16 protein-coding genes are annotated in these 19,273 nt (G+C 37.5%); 4 read left to right on the top strand and 12 right to left on the bottom strand.

Going from position 1 to position 19,273, the window contains the following annotated elements; translation table 11 throughout:
* The first annotated feature begins 71 nt into the window (after positions 1 to 71).
* Positions 72 to 467, top strand: coding sequence for a hypothetical protein (locus F886_RS05320; RefSeq protein WP_081402096.1), 396 nt, complete (start codon positions 72 to 74; stop codon positions 465 to 467).
* A 30-nt stretch (positions 468 to 497) separates the two neighbouring features.
* Here F886_RS05320 and F886_RS05315 read toward each other — a convergent pair whose 3' ends face one another.
* Entirely contained in the window at positions 498 to 1,397 is a 900-nt protein-coding gene (locus F886_RS05315) for a LysR family transcriptional regulator (protein ID WP_081402095.1), read from the bottom strand.
* A 95-nt stretch (positions 1,398 to 1,492) separates the two neighbouring features.
* Here F886_RS05315 and F886_RS19635 point away from each other — a divergent pair, with 95 nt between their 5' ends.
* Positions 1,493 to 1,615 carry a hypothetical protein gene (locus F886_RS19635; protein ID WP_081399206.1) on the top strand — a complete coding sequence of 41 codons (123 nt, stop codon included), beginning with the start codon at positions 1,493 to 1,495 and terminating at the stop codon, positions 1,613 to 1,615.
* 65 nt (positions 1,616 to 1,680) lie between these two features.
* Here the strand turns inward: F886_RS19635 and F886_RS05310 are convergent, their stop codons facing one another.
* From F886_RS05310 to F886_RS05280, 7 genes are all read right to left on the bottom strand, one after another.
* Complete coding sequence (locus tag F886_RS05310; RefSeq protein WP_005302346.1) at positions 1,681 to 2,442, bottom strand: tRNA threonylcarbamoyladenosine dehydratase; 762 nt, start codon at positions 2,440 to 2,442, stop codon at positions 1,681 to 1,683.
* A gap of 377 nt (positions 2,443 to 2,819) precedes the next feature.
* A complete protein-coding gene (acnA, locus tag F886_RS05305) occupies positions 2,820 to 5,573 on the bottom strand; it encodes an aconitate hydratase AcnA (protein WP_005302343.1) in 2,754 nt (917 codons plus the stop codon).
* 124 nt (positions 5,574 to 5,697) lie between these two features.
* Positions 5,698 to 6,510, bottom strand: a complete 813-nt coding sequence (locus F886_RS05300; protein ID WP_005302340.1) for a TatD family hydrolase — start codon at positions 6,508 to 6,510, stop codon at positions 5,698 to 5,700.
* Entirely contained in the window at positions 6,510 to 7,451 is a 942-nt protein-coding gene (locus F886_RS05295) for an RsiV family protein (RefSeq protein WP_034590854.1), read from the bottom strand. The genes F886_RS05300 and F886_RS05295 overlap by 1 nt, the downstream gene beginning before the upstream one ends.
* A gap of 91 nt (positions 7,452 to 7,542) precedes the next feature.
* A complete protein-coding gene (locus tag F886_RS05290) occupies positions 7,543 to 8,385 on the bottom strand; it encodes a hypothetical protein (RefSeq protein WP_005302336.1) in 843 nt (280 codons plus the stop codon).
* 69 nt (positions 8,386 to 8,454) lie between these two features.
* Complete coding sequence (locus F886_RS05285) at positions 8,455 to 10,047, bottom strand: peptide chain release factor 3 (RefSeq protein ID WP_005302333.1); 1,593 nt, start codon at positions 10,045 to 10,047, stop codon at positions 8,455 to 8,457.
* Positions 10,048 to 10,280: 233 nt separating this feature from the next.
* Positions 10,281 to 11,144, bottom strand: coding sequence for a hypothetical protein (locus F886_RS05280; RefSeq protein WP_005302331.1), 864 nt, complete (start codon positions 11,142 to 11,144; stop codon positions 10,281 to 10,283).
* 328 nt (positions 11,145 to 11,472) lie between these two features.
* On the opposite strand from F886_RS05280, the gene F886_RS05275 reads away from it, so the two are divergent.
* The gene (locus F886_RS05275; RefSeq protein ID WP_005302328.1) at positions 11,473 to 12,045 is read left to right on the top strand and encodes a TetR/AcrR family transcriptional regulator; all 573 of its coding nucleotides are present in this window, start codon (positions 11,473 to 11,475) and stop codon (positions 12,043 to 12,045) included.
* A gap of 700 nt (positions 12,046 to 12,745) precedes the next feature.
* Here F886_RS05275 and F886_RS05270 read toward each other — a convergent pair.
* The 4 genes from F886_RS05270 to F886_RS05255 all read right to left on the bottom strand — a co-directional run bounded on the left by F886_RS05270 (position 12,746) and on the right by F886_RS05255 (position 18,401).
* The gene (locus F886_RS05270; protein WP_005302322.1) at positions 12,746 to 14,800 is read right to left on the bottom strand and encodes a bifunctional diguanylate cyclase/phosphodiesterase; all 2,055 of its coding nucleotides are present in this window, start codon (positions 14,798 to 14,800) and stop codon (positions 12,746 to 12,748) included.
* A gap of 336 nt (positions 14,801 to 15,136) precedes the next feature.
* Entirely contained in the window at positions 15,137 to 16,153 is a 1,017-nt protein-coding gene (ilvC, locus tag F886_RS05265; protein ID WP_004794656.1) for a ketol-acid reductoisomerase, read from the bottom strand.
* A 32-nt stretch (positions 16,154 to 16,185) separates the two neighbouring features.
* Positions 16,186 to 16,677, bottom strand: coding sequence for an acetolactate synthase small subunit (gene ilvN / locus F886_RS05260; protein WP_001215920.1), 492 nt, complete (start codon positions 16,675 to 16,677; stop codon positions 16,186 to 16,188).
* A complete protein-coding gene (locus F886_RS05255) occupies positions 16,677 to 18,401 on the bottom strand; it encodes an acetolactate synthase 3 large subunit (RefSeq protein ID WP_004794658.1) in 1,725 nt (574 codons plus the stop codon). The genes ilvN and F886_RS05255 overlap by 1 nt, the downstream gene beginning before the upstream one ends.
* Before the next feature lie 505 nt (positions 18,402 to 18,906).
* On the opposite strand from F886_RS05255, the gene F886_RS05250 reads away from it, so the two are divergent.
* Positions 18,907 to 19,254 (top strand): DUF4124 domain-containing protein, encoded by a 348-nt coding sequence (locus F886_RS05250; protein ID WP_005302320.1) that lies wholly within the window; start codon positions 18,907 to 18,909, stop codon positions 19,252 to 19,254.
* Positions 19,255 to 19,273 lie beyond the last annotated feature (19 nt).

Below are 19,273 nucleotides of genomic sequence, written 5' to 3'. Positions count from 1 at the left end.
CTCGTCAAAAATAATGATGGAACTTTATGAAAAGAATATTGCTGAGCTTTTACTTACTGACGTCGTTTAGTATGACGTATGCTGCCCCAGATACAAAAGTTGAAGAGGTTTTAAAAAAAGTACCTGAAAAACGGATTTATCAGCCCCAATATTTATTAAAAGAAACCACTCCTAAAGCTCGGATCCACGTGATACGAAAACAATATTCAAATGGACTACTAGATTGTCCTTCCGTGATTTATCACGACAAGAAGAAAATTCTATCTTTGCACTCATTTGAAGAAGCAACATTTTTTCTAGAGCCTGATCGTTACTATATTCGCTATGAGGTTAACAATAGTGGTTGTATCAATTTGGAATTTTACCAGCATAAACGCCCCAAAATGGACATCCTATCTCAGGAACGTCAGTTAGAAGGTGATACCGAATATACATTTACTATTAGTGAACACACTGGGCCACAATAATATTTCAGCAGAAGTTAAACATATTACCTCTCACACTTGCAGCAGCTGGTAGATCTGCTCAACATAGGGTTGAATCAGATCACTCTGGTTTGCTCTGTAAGCTAAAACTACTTCAGATAAAAGATTCTTATTTTCTAGAGGAATCAATTTTACATTTTTGGGTAATATTTGCTTAAACTCTTGGGGAACAATACTAATACCCAAATTTGCAGCGACTAACTGTAATTGGTTTAACTTACGTGATTGGATCGCCGCTGCTTTAGGCCAGAAGCCAGCCCCTACACATAAGTTTGAAACTAAATAACTCAAACCTCCCCGCTTAGAATGAGGGGTAGAAACGAAATATTCATCTTTTAAATCTTTAACTTGAATCTCTTGTTTATTTGCAAACTTAGTATGATCAACATGCACAGCCACCATTAAAGGTTCTTCATATAGCTTAACAATATTGATCTCATCTAAAGTATGCCGAACTGGTGGTCTAATCAAACCAATATCAATTTCTCCGCTCATTAAAGCTAGAATTTGATGCTCAGATGACAAAGTGTTTACCTCAAAATTGATTTCTTGCGTTAAGCTAATTTCTTTTAATATCTGAACCTTTTTATCATCCATAATAATACTGCTTGAGTGAGCAATTTTAATCTGGCGATTTTTTCCTTCGGCAATATTCTTAGAAACTCCAATGATTTCATTTAAATAATGCATATTATCTTTTATTTTTTTATAGAAGACTTCTCCCGCCGTTGTAAGTTTTATTTTCTTATCAGTGCGATCAAATAACTGAAAATCAATTTCTTCTTCCAGTAATTTAATTTGTCGACTTAAAGCAGATTGAGCAATAAAGAGCTTTTCTGAAGCAGCAGTAAAACTCCCTTCTTCTACAATTTTTATGAAATATTGAAATTTTTTTAATGTGGGCATCACCATCTCAAAATTAGATTATTAGGTCTATTTTCTATATTAGATTAGATGGGTTGCCTTTGCTAGAATTTTATCAAGACCACTCACTTGATTGAATTATCATGAAGTATTTTAAAGGTTTCACCATCTTCACTGTTGTTGTTCTAATTTTATGGTGCTTTAAATTTTATGATCAGCAGCTTCCAACACAGCCCAAACACGACACTATAGAGTTATATGATTAAATCGTTTTTCTCAAAAACAAAAAGCATGCCCTCCAACATAAGAGCATGCTATTTTTATATTTAAATTAGGCTTTCTTCAAATCGAGTTTCTTCAAAACTTCAGCCACAGCAATCATGGCAAAGCTTGAAGTCACCACTACTGCGGAACCATAGCCACCACAGCGTAGCCCAGCCGAAGGACAAACATCTGCACTTGAAAATGGATTATCGATTGAGTAAACACAAGTAATTCCAAATTTCTCTTTCGGCTTTTTACAGATGCCTCGAGCACGAAGTTGACTACGTAGCTTCGCTAACATTGGGTCTTGTTCTGTTTTGGATAAATCAGCCACACGGATTTTAAGCGGATCGAGCTTACCACCTGCTCCACCCGACACAATCAACGGAACTTTATTAAAACGGCAATGGAGCATTAAAGCCAACTTTGCTTTAACGTCATCAATGCAGTCCAAAATAATATCGGGTACAGGGGTTAACAGCGCTGTGACATTCTCTGGTGTTAAGAAGTCATCAATAATATTTACTTTAATACGTGGGTTAATTTGGCGACAACGTTCCGCCATAATCTCAACTTTTTCACAGCCTAAAGTTGATGTCATTGCAGGTAACTGACGGTTCACATTTGATGCTGCAACCACATCCATATCGACCAACGTGATCTCGCCAATACCCGTACGTGCCAAAGCCTCTACCGCCCAACTACCGACACCACCAATACCAATCACCATCACATGACTTTTTTCATAGTGCTGGAACGATGAATCACCATAAACTTTGGCTACACCTGCAAAACGGCGGTCATATTCATCTTGTTGAAGATCGGTCATTGCTACTCTTTGAGGGGATATAAAACACGGGAGGTATTTTACTGCTTTTCAAAACCAAATTGCTACTTGGCACTAGTCAGCTATCTGATTGGTGCCAAAGCCATTCACAGCCTGAGTGAGGGTCAAGCAAACACTGTTTGCTCCGAACGCAAGACAAACAAAGTGCGTAGTTCCACTCAAGCACAGCTTTCGCTTTACGACACGGCAAAGATTATTAATCTTTGCTATTCGCGTCTCAGGTTTTGCCTACTTTTGCCAAAACAAAAGTAGGGTTATAAGCTACTACCATTAGAATTTTTTACGACAAGGCTCTGCCGTGATAATTCCTCCAATACCAACCAATACAAATATTGATTGGTATTAATCTCAAAATAACATTAACCAGCAATCAAATTCCGCAGTACATAATGCAAAATACCACCCGCTTTAAAGTACTCGACCTCATTTAACGTATCAATTCGACATAACACATTAAAGTGGCTGGCGACTCCATTTGGCCCTTTTACATCAACCTCAAGAATTTGATGAGGCTGAACGCCATCAGACAAACCTCGAATTGATATCACCTCATGACCAGTTAAGTTGAGCGACTGTCGAGTTTGTCCATCAACAAACTGTAGTGGCAACACGCCCATACCCACCAAGTTTGAACGATGAATACGCTCAAAGCTCTCAGCAATCACTGCCTTCACACCTAACAAGTTTGTTCCTTTGGCAGCCCAGTCACGTGAAGAACCTGTTCCGTATTCTTTACCAGCAATAATCACAAGCGGTGTATGTTCTTGTTGATAACGCATTGCAGCATCATAAATAGCGAGCTTTTCACCACTTGGCACATGAATGGTATTACCACCCTCTTCACCACCAAGCATCTCGTTTTTAATACGAATATTGGCAAAGGTCCCGCGCATCATGACCTCATGATTACCGCGTCGAGAACCATAGGAGTTAAAGTCTTTTGGCTCAACACCTTGCTCTTGTAAATATCGACCTGCCGGACTGTCTTTTTTGATATTACCTGCTGGTGAAATGTGGTCAGTCGTTACTGAGTCACCAAGCACTGCCAAGATATTTGCTTGTTCAATATTTTTAATTGGTTTTGGTGGTTCACCAATGCCTTCAAAGAATGGCGGATGACGGATATAAGTCGAATCATCAGCCCATTCATAAGTTTTACTTTTTGGAATCTGAATTGATTGCCAGCTTTCATCACCATCAAACACCGCAGCATATTCTTTATGAAACATGTCTGTATTTACTTTCTGCAAGACAACATCAATTTCTGCCTGACTTGGCCAGATATCTTTTAAATAGACAGGTTGTCCATCTTTACCCTCACCAAGAGGCTCTGTTGTCAGGTCGGTACGAATATTCCCAACCAAACCATAAGCCACTACAAGAGGCGGTGAAGCTAACCAGTTTGTTTTAACTAATGGGTGTACACGTCCTTCAAAGTTACGGTTGCCAGAAAGTACAGATGCAACATTCAAATCATGGCATTGAATTGCATCTTCGACTGGCTCGGGTAATGGGCCTGAGTTACCAATACAGGTTGTACAACCATATCCCACCAAGTTATAACCCAATTCATCTAAATACGGCGTAAGCCCAGCAGCCAACAAATAATCAGTCACGACCTTAGAACCAGGTGCAAGAGAGCTTTTCACCCATGGTTTTCGTTGCAAGCCTTTTTCAATGGCTTTTTTAGCAAGTAACCCCGCCGCTAACATCACGCTTGGGTTAGAGGTATTGGTACAAGAGGTAATCGCAGAAATAACAACATCACCATGATTTAACGGGTATTCCTGCCCTTCAATCACGCAAGATGGACTTTCATGTTGAATATTTGCTTTTTTTGCCTCTACAGCAGTACCACCACCTTCATTTTCTAGACGTTCTTTTGCTTCTTTTGCTGGTTTTAGCGTTAACTCCATGAGTGCATTAAACGCTTTAGGTACTTCTGATAACAGCACTCGGTCTTGCGGGCGTTTTGGTCCTGCTAGACTTGCCTGAACCGTACTCATATCAAGGCTTAAAGTATCTGTAAAAACAGGTTCATCACCAGCATTTCGCCATAAACCTTGTGCTTTGCTATACGCTTCAACCAGTTCAATACGATCATTTTGACGACCAGTTAATCTCAAATATCCTAGTGTCACCTCATCAATTGGGAAGAAACCACAAGTCGCCCCATATTCTGGTGCCATGTTGGCAATGGTTGCACGATCAGCAAGAGGTAAATCGGCTAAGCCGTCTCCATAAAACTCTACAAATTTACCCACTACCCCTTTTTGACGAAGCATTTGAGTAATGGTCAGCACCAAATCAGTTGCAGTAATCCCTTCTGGTAGTTTTCCTGTTAATTTAAAACCAATGACCTCAGGAATCAGCATCGAAATCGGTTGGCCCAGCATAGCCGCTTCGGCCTCAATTCCCCCTACACCCCACCCTAAAACACCCAAACCATTAATCATGGTGGTATGTGAATCTGTACCCACTAAAGTATCGGGAAAAGCAAAAGTCTGACCGTTATCTTCACCTAGCCACACCGCTTGAGCCAAATACTCTAAATTGACCTGATGGCAAATACCTGTGCCCGGTGGCACTACACTAAAGTTATTAAATGCTGATTGTCCCCAACGTAAAAATTGATATCGCTCACCATTACGTTGCATCTCGATTTGTACGTTTTCTTCAAAGGCCTGATCATCAGCAAAATGGTCAACCATCACAGAGTGGTCAATAACCAAGTCTACAGGGGATAAAGGATTAATTTTTTCAGGGTCACCACCCGCTTGTGCCATTGCTGCACGCATGGCAGCCAAGTCAACCACAGCTGGAACACCAGTAAAATCCTGCATTAAAACCCGTGCAGGTCGGTACTGAATTTCTTGATCTGAACTACGGGTTTTTAACCACTCTGCTAAAGCATGAATGTGTTCCGTTTTAACGCTATGCTGATCTTCAAACCGTAATAAGTTTTCCAATAATACCTTTAAAGATTTCGGCAGTTTGGCAATATCCCCTAGCGTTTTCTCTGCTTGGGCTAAGCTAAAAATCTGATAATTGCTGGAACCTACTGTTAGCGTCTGTAAAGCATTAAAACTATTGATACTGCTATACTTAGCCATTGGGTTATCCTCCCATGTCTGGCAATGTTATTTTTCACGTTTTTACATGTTGTTTTCTTACTTTAAGCTTCTTTTTTAATCGCTGTGTTTTGTTTTAGTTACTATTTCTAATCTTTGATTTTTATTACGATAATTTCAATGCAGTGAGAGAGTTTTTCCACAGCACCTCAGCCAAATCTGACTCTGGCATATTTAAATTTTCAGCCAAACTTTGTAATACATAAGGCAAATTAACAGGAGTATTACGAGTACGTTGTTCAGTTGAGGTTTGGCAGCAAAGCGGTGTCATATCAGGGCAATCTGTTTCAATCACCAAGTGCTCGGCACCTATAGCCTGCACAACAGTATGAAGTTTTTTTGCGTTCGGATTGGTAATCTGTCCTGTCACACCAATTTTAAAACCAAGCTTAATAAGGCCTTTTGCCTCTTCTACCCCACCACTAAATGCATGAGCAATGCCACCCAATTTAAATTTTTGAGCTTTTAATATAGCAAGCACATCACCATGCGCTTTTCGAATGTGGAGTAATACTGGTTTTTGGTATTGAGTTGCAAGCTCTAACTGATCTGCAAAATATTGTTTTTGCTTAGCATATATATCGGGCTGCTTATGTTCTTTTAAGAAAGTATCTAGGCCAATTTCACCTACCGCCACACAGTCCTGTTGCTGCAAGATATGTTCCAGCTGAGAAAGATGTTCTGGCTGATGTTGCTCAATATAAAACGGGTGTAAGCCTGGTGCTAAATATGAATTTGGCACTTTTTCCCAACTCTTTAACTGATGATGAGTTTGCACCAATTCATCAAAGCGTGACTGCACAAAACCAATTAAGACTAATGCATCTACGCCCACTTTTTTGGCATTAAGCGCTAACTGTTGCCGATCTTCATCAAAATCGGCAACATCGAAATGGGTATGGGTATCAAACAAATGCATTAGCCAGCACTTTTTGCAACTGGTGCCGAAGCTGGTTTAGCTTTAGCCTGTGGCAAATACTCTTGTTTCAACACTTCCTGTAATTGGTCATATGGAATGACTAATCGAGGTAATCCCACCACATATGGTCCAATTTCATATTCACCATATTGAAGAATTAAACCTTGCTCACCCAATAAGAAGTTATCAGATAACTTAAATGGCCAAGCTTGCTCATACTCACCCACATTATCAGCCAGTTTAGAGTCTGCAACCCAAGTCTTAAAGGCTTCATGGGCTAACTTTTCTAATGCAGTTTTTTGCTGTGGGCGTAACAAATCTTCAAGCTTGATCTGCTTTTGTTCTTTTAAATCAAAATTATAATAATGCTGTGCAGCAGAACCATGTGCTCCACCTAAATAGCTACTACTATTCAGTACCACGGTTACGACTTTACCTTGAGCCTGCAAGATTTTAGGTTTCACCAAAAGATTAATTTGATGATTACTACTTAAAGCTTTCAACTCATTGTCCAAACCAATAAATGAATTGGCGTAACGTTGAACCTGCGCATCAAAACTATTTTTTTGCTCTGCACTCGCAACTGCTGAAGCTTCTGTTTTTTGATCGGCTTGCTTCACTTTAGCATCTGGTTCAGCAATCTCTAAAATTTGACCTAAAGTCTTTAAAATTTGCTGATCTAGAATTTTGTCAATAAATGGAAAATTACTCTGCAAACGTTCAACTGTGAATTCGGGACAAGTTTTACCATCACAATCCGGTAAAGCAACCTTAGTAGGAACTGTTTCACCCTTCAAAGTCAGCTCTACTGGTTTTTGTTCCTCGACTGCTGGTTTCTGCTGCTCTTGAGAATCCTTAGGATCAGCTTTAGGTTGGCATGCCACCAAAAATATAGCAGAAGCAAGCAAAGTTAATCGCAGTGAAGCTTTAGAAGATAACATCATATTTTGCCTTTTATTCTAAGGAGATTACACAGAGCCTTTTCTAAGAAATTAGCGCATATAAATAGAGGTTGCAAATTCTGCTACCATCTTAAAACATTTGTTCATAAACCTCGGGTTGTAATATTTTTTTGGTTTGTTCTTTAGATAAATAAATATCGAGCTGTGGAGCTTCTTTAGTGATCTGGTTTGCCTGATAATGTAAACCAACACCTTCGCCATCAAAGAACCAATCTGCTTGTCCCCAATATAAAGTTTTTGGTGCTTCTTTCTTTATGTCAGCAGTCTGTTTTTTTAACCAGTCTTGATAGGCCACCTGCACCATTTGATGCACAGTCGTTTGTTGATCTTTTTGTAAAACATCTAATAAAGCTAAGCTTTTATGAAGTTTTCGGTCGGCCACAAAAAAGTAATAACGATCTTTAATCGTGAGCTCTTCTTGCTTGGTATCAAGTCCTAATTGCAATAAAACATATTGGTTACGCTGCGATGCAATACGCGTATGAAGATGTAATTCGTAAGCCCGATTCTTTGAATATTTATCTTGCCATTCATCAGACTTTTTAACATAGGCATTAATGGCTTGCTGCAAGCTTAGATCTTTTTTCAAATCAATTTGGTCTTGGATCACTTTAGCCTGACTTTTAGCAATCCATTCATTTAGCCATGCATCTTGGGTCTTTATCGTTTGAATATCGACATCAATACAATTTTTCTTCTCACAAAATGGCAAAGCATAATCAGCTTTTACTTGTTGTAAGTTAAGAAATGGCAGTACTTCAGCTTTTTCTATATGTTGAGTTTGGGTAGACGCTAGTTTTGTTTGAGAAGATGATGAAGGCTGAGTTCTTTTCCAGACAAAAAGACAAATTGCCAAAATTAATATGATTACTGCAACTACAAGCGCAATAATTGTCTTTCTATTCAAATTCATTTCATCATCCTTTCTTATTTTTCAAAACAAAACAGCTTCTATTCGAAGCTGTTTGTCACATTAAAATGATCAGTGTTCACGTGTGTTACGGAACTGAATATCAGGCCAACGCTCTTGCATAATCTGCAAGTTCACTCGGCTTGGCGCAAGATAGGTTAAGTGTCCGCCGCCATCGATAGAAAGTTGATCATGTGCTTTCTTCTTAAACTCATTCAGAGTTTTTTCGTCATCACAGTGAATCCAGCGAACTGTGTTAACACTTACTGGCTCATAAACACAGTCAACCTTATATTCTTCTTTCAAACGATAAGCAACCACATCGAACTGAAGCACACCTACCGCACCCACAATCAGGTCATTGCTGATTTGTGGCATAAATACCTGAGTCGCCCCTTCTTCCGACAACTCTTTCAAACCTTTTTGCAATTGTTTTGACTTCAATGGATCTTTTAAACGCACACGACGGAACATCTCTGGCGCAAAGTGAGGAATACCTGTGAAATGTAAATTTTCACCACTGGTAAAAGTATCACCAATTTGAATTGTGCCATGGTTATGCAAACCAATAATATCGCCTGGCCATGCTTCTTCTAAATGTTCACGCTCACCAGCAAGGAATGTCAAAGCATCACTAATACGAACATCTTTACCAATACGTACATGATTCATCTTCAAACCTTTTTCATATTTACCTGAGCAAATACGCATGAAGGCAATACGGTCACGGTGTTTCGGATCCATGTTGGCTTGAATTTTAAATACAAAACCAGAGAAACCTTCTTCTTTCGCTTCAACCACACGCTCTTGTGTAGGATGTGCTTTAGGTTCAGGTGCCCAGTCCATAAAAGCATCTAATACATGGTCAACACCAAAGTTACCTAATGCCGTACCAAATAGAACCGGAGTTTGTTTACCTTGTAAAAATAATTCGCGATCTAATGGCTCATTCGCCATTTGCACAAGTTCAAGCGACTCTTCAAAAGATGCCCAAGCCAACTCACCTACTTTTTCACGAATATCCGCATGATCATAACCATCACGGACTTCAATATCTGTAATGGTTGAGCCAAAGCCCGCTTTGTAGACATACAATTTATTTTCAATAATGTTGTATACACCAGCAAAATCACGTCCCATCCCTAATGGCCATGTAATCGGCACACAGCGGATATTGAGGACATTTTCAATTTCATCAAGTAACTCAAGCGGCTCACGGATCTCACGGTCCATCTTGTTTACAAATGAAATAATAGGAGTGTCGCGCATACGACAAACTTCCATTAATTTGATGGTACGTTCTTCGACACCTTTTGCACCATCAATTACCATTAACGCAGAGTCAACTGCGGTTAGGGTACGATAAGTATCTTCCGAGAAATCTTCATGCCCCGGTGTATCGAGTAAGTTAATCGTGTGACCTTTATATGGGAACTGCATAACAGACGTGGTAATCGAAATACCACGCTCTTTTTCCATTTCCATCCAGTCAGATGTAGCTGCGCGGTCAGATTTACGACTTTTTACCATCCCTGCAACCTGAATTGCTTTACCCCATAACAGTAATTTTTCTGTCATGGTGGTTTTACCGGCATCGGGGTGGGAAATGATGGCAAATGTGCGGCGTTGAGCAACCTGTGCCGCTAACTCATCTTTAAAACTCATGAAATACACCTACTGCGGAGATTGCAGTGCCAAAGACCTAAAGTCGATCAAAATAAAAATTGGCGTAATTGTAGCAGATTTATAGAAGTGTTTAATGATTGTTGATAAGCCATGAGCTACTCATAAGCTTTTTAGATATTTTTTGAGAATGTAGCTTAGCATCTTAGAAATTTTATAATTAAAAAAAGCCCATACAATCTTAGATGGGCTTTCTTCGGGCTTAGGAGGATATCTTATGCCAGTTTCTTTTCTTCTATAAACTGAACATCGGCAATTTGTGCATCCCAGAACTCATTCCATAACGCACAATATTCAATACATAGCTTCGTTAAGCCTTCATAATCATCTTTGGTAATTGCTTGCGCTAAAGTGAACCAAAGATCATCTTGATGGTCATCATCAGCAGCTTCAGATGTCTCATCAGTAGATACACCATGCACATGGTAATACCCACCACCTTCAACATCAATATTCACAAATTTGGTTGCTTGACGTAATGGAGGACTAAAAAGAATAACCTCTTCCTCTGCAACAGCTAGTAAAGCGACTACATTAATATAACTATCATAAGAAGATTCTAAAAATGATCTAACCTGATCTGAAATTTTTGATGGCTTAAAGTTATGACGATCAAGCTCTGTTAAACCATAATCATTAAGTAAATCTTCATATAATGGATAATGTGCATATTCAGGATTCCCCAAATAATAATTATCCTTACCTAAACCAGGACGAAAACCAAACTCATCAAGTATATTTAAACTTAATAATACTCTTGGAAACATTTTAGCTCCAGAATGGAGTTTAGGTTCCAGTTGTTTTGTCAGAAACTGAGCCTTTAATAAAGCATCTGTAAAAATTTGTACAATTGCATGACGATATTCTAAATGAATATGAGTCAAACTCTTCTTATCGAGATATCCATTATTTAATACTTCAATTGCAGGATGTCTAGAAACTGGTAGTTTTGCAATTTTACTTCTTAAATCTTTAAGAAATTGTAAATTCTCTTCCCACTGTTTTGCAGGAATACTATTTCTCATCCCTTGCAATGCTTTTTCTCTTGGATTATTAAAGTCTTCAAATTTTTTTGACATAATCATTCTCAGTAAAAAGTTTTTCTTATAGTTAAGTTATATGGCCTTATTTTTATTCCAATTTTGCATTCAATTGCTAAAATAAATTCCACGAACCTAAACTTAACAATTTTATATTATGTTTATTAACTCAACAAATCAACGAATTAATTAATAATATTTAAAAAAAGTAAATTATTGCCAATTAGAAATAATTTTATTGTTTTCAATAACAAATCAAGCTATTGAATAAATATAATTTTTTAAATATCATTAAATAAGATTTATTTAAGCTTTCATACTTTACAATAGCAAAGTTAATCAAAAATATTTTATGACGGGGAAACCGATGTCAAAAAGAGAAACTATTATAACAACAGCCACTACCCTCTTTAACCAGAAAAGCTATACCTCTATTGGGGTTGATCGTATTATTGCTGAAGCAAACGTGGCAAAAATGACTTTTTATAAATATTTCTCTTCTAAAGAAGCCTTAATTGAAGAATGTCTTCATCGAAGAAATTTAGAAGTCCAAACTTCTTTATTTGATCAAGTTAATGATATTGATGATCCATTAATTAAACTTAAAAGTATTTTCAACTGGTATGTCGACTGGATCAATACAGATGATTTTAATGGTTGCTTATTTAAGAAAGCAACGATTGAAGTCATGCAATTGTATCCATCTATTAAATATCAAATTAATAAATATCGAGATTGGATTTATAAATTAGTTTTTTCAACCTTTTCAGAACTAGAAGTTGAGAATAAACAAATCCTTACAGGACTCTTCCTTAATATTGTCGATGGCATCATTATTGATGGCACTATAAATAAATCAAAAATCAACTCAGAGAAAACATGGTCTTATATAAATAAAATCATTAATTTCGAGAAGGTTCGAGAGTGTGCAACTATTTAATATATAAATTAATTAACTTTTTATAATTTAACAAAAATAAACAATAATCTTAATTTTGGTGGAGCATAACCTCCTACTCCACCAAGTTAAACCCAATTCACTCATTTTTTACCCCCTATAAATTTAAAGATCTTATTTTTTAAAAAAGCATTTCACGTCAACCTTAATCAACACTCTCTATTTTAAGTCCAATTATTTTATAAACTTAATAAAATCAATAAGAAAATTTTATAATCTTTTAGCTCGAGCTATCTATTCATTAAAGTAATTATTCAGTAATGATATATATTTTATTTAAATATACTAATAAATTATTATATCCAAAGTATTTTATTCTCTATAATAAATGAAAAGTTAACACATCCATTTCAAATATTTTATATAAGTTATTAAAATTATTATATAAATTTCACTAACAAACACTTCCAATAGCACACTATAACTTGATGGGCTTTGGGCTAAAGCTTTTTCAATTTCAAAAAATATTAACTACACAATCCCATCTAAATGAGCATGTAACAAGACACTCTCTCTTAAACTATATATTTATGCTTAACCTTTTCTTTGCAACTGAATAGGCACGTATTCTCTTTAAGCGTATCTTTTTTTTTAAAGATTAGACCTAGGTCGATCAGCCGCTTTTTAATAGGAAAGTTTGAAAATTAACAAAATAAATTAAACAAAATTAATATATAAAAGGTTAAACAAAATTAGCCCCTTGAGACTCAATGAGTTGATCAACCTGAACAGGCATTCCCAATAGATAACCCTGAAATTGCTGACATCCTAAACGCGTCAAAATCTCAACCTGCTGCTGAGTTTCCACGCCTTCTGCCGTTACCGTTAAACCTAGCTTTTTAGCTAAATGAATAATACTTTCTAGAATAACTTCTTCTTTTGAACCAGGTTTTAAATCAACAATAAAGCCCCGGTCAATTTTCAATTCGTCTACAGGCAAATCTTTTAAATATAAGAAGCTCGAATGCCCTGTTCCAAAATCATCAATAGCAACACGAATTCCCATATCACGTAACCGCTCACAGGCTCGGATACTCAAGTCGATATGACGCATTGCCGTAGATTCTGTAATTTCAACAATTAAGTGATGAGGTTGAATTTGATATTTTTTTAACAATGCTTCGAGCGTACTAAATAACTTTTTATTTTCAAACTGTAATGCTGACAGATTCACTGCAACTGGATAAAACGGTGTATTACTGCGTTCCCACGCTTGAATTTGTAGGCAAGCTTGCTCCAGTGCCCAATACCCCATTGGAATGATTAAACCAGTTTTTTCCGCACCCTCAATGAACATATGTGGAGTAAGTATTCCTAAGGCTGGGTGATTCCAACGGATTAAGGCTTCAACTCCACAGACTTCAAGATTCGTATTAAATTTTGGTTGGTAATATAAGATGAACTGTTTTTCTTCTACGGCTTTATAGAGATCATTGATCAGTTTTGACTGACTTCTTGTTTCTTGCTGATGGGTTGAGTAACTAAAGATTGTATATGTATTCCGACCTTGTTCTTTAGACATGAGCATGGCGGCATCAGCATTCATGAGTAAGTCCTGAACATTTTGTCCATGCTCGGGAAAGAGTGCCACCCCCAAACTTGCAGAAATATTAATTTCCTTACCAGAAATTTGATAGCTTTCCTGAATCAGTTGTAAAACTTTCTCAGCCAAAACCACCGCTTCATCTGCATTAGTATTTTCTGCAATAAGTAAAAATTCATCGCCACCGATTCTAAGCAATTTACATTTTTCATTGAGTTGCCAATGTAAACGGTTTGCCATTTGAATAAGTAATTGATCACCCACATGATGCCCAAATGCATCATTCACCGATTTAAAACGGTCTAAATCAATATATAAAAAAGCAATTTTCTGATCTTTATATCGATGATCTGAAAGCAATACTTCTGCATAATCAACCAAGTAAAGGCGGTTGGGTAGTTTGGTTAAATTATCCAGTATAGATAAGTTAGCTAATTCTTTATTCGCCTTACGTAACTCTAAATTTTGTTGAGTGAGCCTCTGCTCTAACATCGCGACAATAAAACTTGCTACGAGTACCAGACACGTGACTAAAATAATCGTAAATAATAATAAGTCATGTTCGGCCTGATATTGGCTAATAAATTTATCAGTGATATTCGTCGCAATCAGTGCAGTATAGTGCATTCCCATGATACTTAAGGTCATCATAACCGAAAATGCGATTTTTAAAGTTAGGCGGTAACGTTCATTGTCTTTTAATTTATAGGCTAATAAAAACGCCAGCCCTGAGCCACTCATCGCAATTAATATAGAAAATAATAGCAAGAACGAGGTGTAATCTTTTTTATAGATATTAATATTCCAGCCCAACATACTAATGTAATATGAAGCTGAAATTCCAATTCCCATAATAATAGAGCTTAAAATGAGTCGGAATAAAGGGAGCGTAAAACGCGAAGTCAACCACATGGCAATGCACGATAGCAAAGCACTAATGGCAAATGAAACAGTAATCAAAGGAATATTCGAGTTAACTGCTTCAGACAGATGATAAGCTTGTATACCAATAATATGAACAATACTAATTGCTGATGCGAGCAATAAGCCATTGATAAATAGAATTAAGGACTCAAATTTTTTATAAACTTGCTTGAATATTAATTGCTCCATGGAAATCACAAAATAGCAAATGAAGCCAGCTGCAAAAAAAGAGCCGACGATCAATGTGCTATCGTAATCAACATGACCCATAGTGGACTTCCATGATTATTCAATACTTTTTTTTATTTTGTTCAACTCATTGCCCAAAATACAATTAAAAATTAAACATGTTAAAAAAATTTTAGTAAATTTGACGTTTTTAGTCAGTTATAAACAATAACATTATCTATATTTTGGTCAAGTATTTTTTACTTTATAAATCAATAGAGTAACTAAAAATTAAGCAGCCAATTATATGAAAAATATAGAATTTCTTTAATCTGGTCAAGTTGACCTAATCGCTCTTTTTCACATTCAAATAAAAACAGTATAAAAAAAGAACCCTGCGTAGTAGCAGGGTTCTTTTGAAGCTTTAGAAAAAGAAAATTAGTTCTTTTCTTTGTCTACGATTTTGTTTGCTTGAATCCAAGGCATCATTGCACGTAACTTATTACCAGTTACTTCAATACCATGTGCAGCATTTTGACGACGACGAGCAGTCATAGATGGGTAGTTTAATGCACCTTCTTGAATGAACATCTTCGCGTATTCGCCAGATTGGATACGTTTCAACGCATTACGCATTGCTTCACGAGATTGTTCGTTAATTACTTCAGTACCAGTTACATATTCACCGTACTCAGCATTGTTAGATACTGAGTAGTTCATGTCAGCGATACCGCCTTCGAACATCAAGTCAACGATCAATTTAAGTTCGTGTAAACATTCGAAGTAAGCCATTTCTGGAGCATAACCAGCTTCAACTAAAGTTTCGAAGCCCATTTTCACGAGTTCAACTGCACCACCACAAAGAACTGCTTGCTCACCGAATAAGTCAGTTTCAGTTTCTTCACGGAATGAAGTTTCGATAATACCAGTACGGCCGCCACCTACGCCTGAAGCATAAGAAAGAGCAACGTTACGTGCATTACCAGAAGCATCTTGGTGAATTGCGATTAGGTCTGGAACACCTGAACCACGTTGGTATTCAGAACGAACTGTGTGACCAGGTGCTTTAGGAGCAACCATGATTACATCTAAATCTTTACGTGGAACAACTTGGTTATAAAGAATTGAGAAACCATGAGCAAATGCAAGAGTTGCACCTTCTTTGATGTTCGGCTCAATCACGTCACGGTAAAGTTGTGATTGGAATTCATCTGGAGTCAAAATCATTACGAGGTCAGCTTGCTTAACAGCAGCAGGCACTTCTGCAACTTTAAGACCAGCGTTTTCAGCTTTCTTCCAAGAAGCTGAACCAGCACGTAAACCTACAGTTACGTCTACGCCTGAGTCTTTAAGGTTAAGTGCATGAGCATGACCTTGAGAACCGTAACCAACAATCGCTACTTTCTTGCCTTGGATGATTGATAAGTCACAGTCTTTATCGTAAAAAATTTGCATTTGTGTTCTCCGCTAAAATACTTTTTAAAAAATTAAATGGCTAATACTTTTTCGCCACGGGCGATACCTGATACACCTGAACGAACGACTTCTAGAATAGTGTTTTCTGCAAGCGCATCGATAAAACCATCTAATTTTTCAGTTGTCCCTGCTATTTGAATGGTATAGGTAGTTGGTGTCACATCGACAATTTGCGCACGGAAAATATCCGCTGTTCGCTTAATTTCAGCACGTGAAGCACCTAACGCTTTTACTTTAATCAACATCAGTTCACGCTCAATATGTGAACCTTCTGATAAATCTACTACTTTTACAACTTCAACAAGCTTGTTGAGCTGCTTTGTAATCTGTTCAATCTTATGGTCATCACCATAAGTCGTTAACGTCAAACGCGATAAAGTTGGGTCTTCGGTCGGGGCTACATTCAACGTCTCAATGTTATAGTTACGTTGACTGAATAAACCTACCAAACGAGAAAGCGCACCAGCTTCGTTTTCAACGAGTACAGAAATAATATGTCTCATTATGTACGCTCCCCTTTCCCTAACCACATATCCTTCATTGACTGACCTGCGATCAGCATTGGATAAACATGTTCTGTACGATCAACCATGACATTAATGAATACACATTTATCATTAATCGCCATTGCTTCAGCAAGCTTTGACTCTAGTTCGTCAGCATGATCAATCTGGATACCCACATGACCATAAGCTTCCATCAATTTGCCAAAATCAGGTAGGGATTCAACGTATGAGCTTGAATGACGACCTTCATAGTTCATATCTTGCCATTGTTTAACCATACCTAAAGCACGGTTATTTAAGCACAAGATCTTCACATTCATACCGTATTGCTTACAAGTTGAAAGCTCTTGAATACACATCTGAATTGAAGCTTCACCGGTAATACAAACTACCTGTTGATCTGGGAAAGCTAACTTAGCTGCCATTGCATAAGGTAAACCTACGCCCATGGTGCCTAATCCGCCTGAGTTAATCCATTGACGGGGACGTTTGTACTTGTAATACAACGCACCAAACATTTGGTGTTGACCCACATCCGAAGTAATAATGGCATCGCCATTAGTCGCTTTATATAAAGCTTCAACAACTTGCTGTGGCTTCATCGTGCCATCAGCAGGTGTTTCATACTTCAAACCATGAACTTTACGCCATTCATTAATTTGATCCCACCATGCAGCAATTGCTTCTGGGTTAGGCTTAGACACATTCAATTGTTTCAACTGCGTCAACATTTCCTGAAGTACAGGCTCAACCGCCCCTACAATCGGAATGTGCGCCATGATCGTTTTTGAAATGCTCGCCGGATCAATATCAACATGAATAACTTTTGCATTCACACAGAATTTTGCAGGATTATTGGTTACTCGGTCATCAAAGCGCGCACCAATTGCAAGAATGACGTCAGCATTATGCATCGCCATATTTGCTTCATAAGTACCGTGCATTCCCAACATGCCCACGAACTGCGGATCATTACCTGGGAAGCCACCAAGACCCATAAGTGTATTTGTCACTGGATAGCCCAACAAATGAGCCAATTCAGTCAATAATGCTGATGCATTACCTTGAACAACACCACCACCTGTATAAATTACAGGGCGTTTTGCACTTAAAAGCTCATCAATCGCTTTACGAATTTGACCAGAATGACCACGTGAAGGTGGTTGATAAGAACGCATCTTCACTTTTTCAGGATATTCGTACGCAAATTTTTCTGCAGGATTTGTCGCATCTTTAGGAATATCGACTACAACAGGGCCAGGGCGACCACTTGATGCGATATAAAATGCTTTTTTGATAATTGCAGGAATTTCACTTGCGTGACGAACTTGGAAGCTGTGTTTCACGATCGGACGTGAAATACCCACCATATCAGTTTCTTGGAAAGCGTCTTCACCAATAAGATGTGATGCAACCTGGCCAGACAAAATCACCATTGGGATTGAGTCCATATAAGCTGTTGCAATTGGAGTCACAGTATTAGTTGCGCCAGGTCCAGAAGTGACCAGTACTACGCCAGTCTTACCTGTAGCACGCGAGTAAGCATCTGCCATATGACCAGCAGCTTGTTCATGACGTACGAGGTAATGATTAATTTTGTCTTGTTGAAATAGCGCATCATAAATATGTAATACAGCGCCGCCTGGATAACCAAAAACATGTTCAACGCCTTCGTCCGCAAGAGCACGAACGAGCATTTCACCACCAGATAAAAGTTCCAACGTGATTCACCCTAAAATCTTTATCACTATTTATGGAAGGCACAAATAGTGTTTCATTCATTGAATTGTCTGCACTGTTATAGCACACATATTGTCTAGTTTTCGTTGCAATAGAAAAATTTCTGTTTTTCAGCCGTATAAGCTTTTTTAACATTAATAAAGCATGTCTGGATATACATACTTTAAGTAAAATCAATCTCTCGGCTAGAGAGAATGTCTATTACAAAACATGACGGTTATTCGAAGGGTGATCAAATAATCGCATATAAAACTAAAGGAAGCATTTTTGTTGTTTAATTCACTAAAGTCAAGATTAAAGAAAAGGTTTTTCCATAAAAAATTTTAGCTGCTTCTTTTTTAATCTAAAGTTGAATCGTAAATTTGGTAGTTCTACCCTCTATTTATTAAAAATAATTTGTCTTTTTTATATAAAACCATGCATTGTAAATTGCTTATTTCTGAACTTTATTTAAATATAGCCAGCTTTCTTTGGGGAATATCTAATATGAATTTATTTTATTTAAAAACAAGCTTATATACGGCAGTTGCAACAGTGATTTTAGTTTGCTCAAGCCAAAGTCAGGCACAGCAATATTACAAATGGATGGATAAAAATGGCTCCACCCATTACACCACGACTCCACCACCTAAGAGTGCAAAACATTTGAACAAAGTTTCAACTTACGGTAGCCAATCATTCGTAAAAAATTCGACACCTTCCCCAGAACAACAATCTCAAGATAAAACAGATAAAGTAGTGCAAGAGGCAACGAATGTCGCACAGGAAAAAAATGCACCAGCAGTAGCTGTTCCACCTGTAGCACCTACCCCATCCGCTACAACAGCGCGATAAGTAAAATGAGAGTGGTGAA

This window comes from Acinetobacter sp. NIPH 542 (assembly GCF_000369825.1).
GTDB lineage: Bacteria > Pseudomonadota > Gammaproteobacteria > Pseudomonadales > Moraxellaceae > Acinetobacter > Acinetobacter oleivorans.
This window is presented reverse-complemented; position numbering and strand designations above follow the sequence as displayed.